This is a genomic window from Nocardia farcinica, from assembly GCF_029867845.1.
GTDB classification, from domain to species: Bacteria; Actinomycetota; Actinomycetes; order Mycobacteriales; family Mycobacteriaceae; genus Nocardia; species Nocardia farcinica_A.
The window spans coordinates 1-3320 of record NZ_JARWRU010000274.1; the positions used below are offsets into that span (position 1 = coordinate 1).

Consider the following 3320-nt stretch of genomic DNA (forward strand, 5'->3'; position numbering starts at 1 on the left):
CCCACCCCGGCGGTGCTGCCCCGCCCGCCCGCCCGCACCGCCGGCGCCGCCCCGCCCGCGGCCGCCGGGGCCGCCGCCTTCCGCTTGTTCGACGCCGTTTCGGACGCCGCGGTCGCGGTGTTGTGGGGTGAGGGCGGAACCTTCTGCGCCGGAGCCGATCTCAAGGCGCTCGGCACCGAGCGCAGCAATCGCGCCGAACCCGACGGCGACGGCCCGATGGGGCCGACGCGGATGGTGCTGAGCAAGCCGGTCATCGCGGCGATCAGCGGTCACGCCGTGGCGGGCGGACTCGAGCTGGCGGTGTGGTGCGACATGCGTGTCGCCGAGGAGGACGCCACGCTCGGGGTGTTCTGCCGCCGCTGGGGCGTGCCGCTGATCGACGGCGGCACGGTGCGGCTGCCCCGGCTGATCGGGTCGGGACGGGCCATGGACCTGGTGCTCACCGGACGCCCGGTGGACGCGGCCGAGGCGCTGCGGATCGGGCTGGTCGACCGGGTGGTGCCCACCGGGCAGGCCAGGGCCGCGGCCGAGCAACTGGCCGCCGAACTGGCCCGGCTCCCCCAGGCCTGCCTGCGTTCGGACCGCATGTCGCTGCTGGAGCAGGAGGGCATGGACGAGGCGGCCGCGCTGGCCAACGAGTTCCGCCACGGCCTGACCGCGCTGAGCTCAGGGGCACTGGAAGGAGCGCGGCGCTTCGCGGCGGGCGCGGGCAGGCACGGCACGGCCGCCGAGTGAGCGCCGCGGGCGGGGTGGAGCACGCTCGGCTCGGCGTCGTCGACGAGATCTTCCTGCGCGGCCATCGCGGGCTCGGCACGCCCAATGTGCTGCAAGGACTCTGGCGCACCGCCGACCCGGTCGATCCCGGCCTGCTGCACCGCCTGCACGCCGCGCTGCGGACCGGCGAGCTGGGCAGACGGGTGGTCCGCTCGCGGGTGCCGGGAGCGCGGCCGTCCTGGCGGCGGAATGTGCGGGCGCATCCGCTGCTGCTGGCGAGCAGGCCGCTGACCCCCGCGCAGGCGCTGACCTGGGCCGCCGGGCTCGGCGGCGATCTCGATCCCGAGGCCGGGCCGGGATGGCGGCTGGCGGCCACCCCGCTGGTCGACGGGGGGACCGTCATCGCGCTGACCTGCTCGCACGTGCTCGCCGACGCGCGCGGGCTGGTGCACGCGGCGAACCTGGCGCTGGCCGGGGTCGGCGGGCAGGACGGCGCGGTGTGTCCCCCGACGCCGAGCGCGTCGCCCCCTGCCGGGCCGCCGCCCGAGTTCGCGGACCCGTCCGCGTGCCCTCCGGCATCGGCAGGCCCGGGATCGGACTGGGCGGACGCGGCGCGTCAGTGGTCGATCGTGCTCGGCGGCACGGCGCGCGCGCTGACGCACCGGGTCCGCTCCCGCGCGGCGCACGCGCACCGGACGGCACCGGCCGTGGGCGCGTCGTTCGGCGATACCGTTCCGCCACCGGGCATTTCGACCGTTCCGCCACCGGGCATTTCGGCGGCACGCGATGCGCGCGCTGCGGCCGTGCGGGCGGAAAGCGCGCGCAGGCACCGCACGGATCCGCTGCCGGTGCACAGCATCGCCGCGAGTTGCGATGCCACCGAATGGGATCGGATCGCCCGCGAACGCGGCGGCACGGCCAACAGCCTGTTCATCCACCTGGTCGCCGAGACCCTGCGCACGGCCGGGGCGCTCGGCCGGTTCGACTGGGCGGGGATCGAGGCGAGTCTGCCGGTCGACCTGCGGGACACGCCCCGGGTGACCAACGCGATCGCCGTGACCTCGGTGGTGGTCGAGCCCGACGACGACCCGGCCACGCTGCGGGCCAAGGCCCGCGCCTCCTACGAGCGGCGGATGACCGCCCCCGCCGGGGTGCCGGAGGAGATCCTCCAGGTCGTCGGCGACCGCCTCGCGCACCTGATGGCCGCGGGGGCGGGTGAGCGCGACATCCTCTGCTCCAATATCGGCGACCTGCCGCAACGGCTGCTCACCTTCGGCCCGCACCGCTGTCTAGGGGTCGCGGCCAGGGCCATCCACCCCGGGCTGACCGTGGGCGCCCGGCCGCGCACCCGGCTGTCGGGCTATCTGTGCCGGATCGGCGCGCGGTACACGCTGTGCCTGGTGGCGCTGGATCCGCCGGGGATCGAGTCGGCGGAGGAGCTGGCCGAGATCACCGGCCGGGTCGCCGCCGGACTCGCCGTGCCGCTGACCTTCTGGTGAGGCCTCAGACGGCCTCGACCCGCCGGGTCACGCGCTCGGACACCGAATCCGGCACCGTCACACCGGGTTCGAGATCCGGCGAGTCGACGGGGAGGTCGTAGACCTGCCGCAGGGGCAGCACCCCCGCCCAGACCCCGCCCGCGTCGATGTCCTCCCGGTCGTCGCGGGGCGGACCGGTGCGCACCTTGACCGAGGCCTCGGTGAGGTCGACCGCCAGGACCAGGGTGGCCGCCAGTTCTCTGCGGTTGGGCGGTCGCACCCGCTCCCACGACCCGGGCGCGGCCTGCTCCACGATCAGGCGCAGGGCCCGCACGCGTAGTTCGGGGTCGGTGACCTCGACCGCGCGGCCGCGCACCACCGCCGAGCGGTAGTTGGTCGAGAAGTGCATGGCCGAGCGGGCGTAGACGATGCCGTCGACGTGGGTGACCGCCACCGAGACCTCCGCCCCGGCCGCCGCGCGCATGTTGCCCGAGCCGGTGGAACCGTGCAGGTAGAGGAACCGGCCGTCGTGGCCGTAGACGGTGGGGACGACGAGCGGGCCGCCGTCGAGGATCACCGCGAGGTGGCAGACCGTGCCCGCGTCGAGCAGCGCGTCGAGTTCGGCGCGGTCGGCGCGGGCACGGTCCCTGGCGCGGGTGGGGGTGCTGCGCGGGGTGGGCGACAGCGGCGGGCGGGTGGGCGCGGTATCTGCGGTCATGCGTCCAGCATCGACGGCCCAGTGGCATGATCGAAGGGCCAATTCGGCGCTTGTTCAACAGTCCACTCGCCGCGTCCACTCGCCGACAATCCACTCACCGACCGCCCACTCGCTGATGGTCGACCTCGTCCATCCACCGACGTCCACTTCGATTCCCGGGAGCGCCGTGCTCGACGAACTGCCCATCGTCCTCGACCGCACCGCCGCCGAGCCGCTCGCCGTGCAGGTTGCCGGGGCGCTGCGGGCCGCCGCCACCGGCGGGGTGCTGCGCCGCGGCGAGCGGCTGCCGTCCACCAGGACGCTGGCCGAGCGGCTCGGGGTGAGCCGCAGCGTGGTCGCCGCCCCCTACGACCAACAGCACGCCGAGGGATGGATCGCGGGCACGCACGGCTCGGGCACCTACCAGACCG

The 3320-nt window shown here is 75.5% G+C and carries 4 protein-coding genes; 3 read left to right on the plus strand and 1 reads right to left on the minus strand.

Annotated elements, in window-relative coordinates; translation table 11 throughout:
• Positions 1–735: crotonase/enoyl-CoA hydratase family protein (locus tag QH283_RS05665; protein WP_432420668.1), on the plus strand; the 735-nt coding region annotated here is incomplete at its 5' end.
• On the plus strand, positions 732–2213 hold the full coding sequence (locus QH283_RS05670; protein WP_280501956.1) for a hypothetical protein: 1482 nt from the start codon (positions 732–734) through the stop codon (positions 2211–2213). The genes QH283_RS05665 and QH283_RS05670, both read left to right, overlap by 4 nt.
• A 4-nt stretch (positions 2214–2217) precedes the next feature.
• Here the strand turns inward: QH283_RS05670 and QH283_RS05675 are convergent, their stop codons facing one another.
• Positions 2218–2910: a pyridoxamine 5'-phosphate oxidase family protein gene (locus QH283_RS05675; RefSeq protein WP_280501957.1), complete on the minus strand. Its 693-nt coding sequence runs from the start codon at positions 2908–2910 to the stop codon at positions 2218–2220.
• Between the two features lie 166 nt (positions 2911–3076).
• On the opposite strand from QH283_RS05675, the gene QH283_RS05680 reads away from it, so the two are divergent.
• Positions 3077–3320: winged helix-turn-helix domain-containing protein (locus QH283_RS05680; protein WP_280501958.1), on the plus strand; the 244-nt coding region annotated here is incomplete at its 3' end.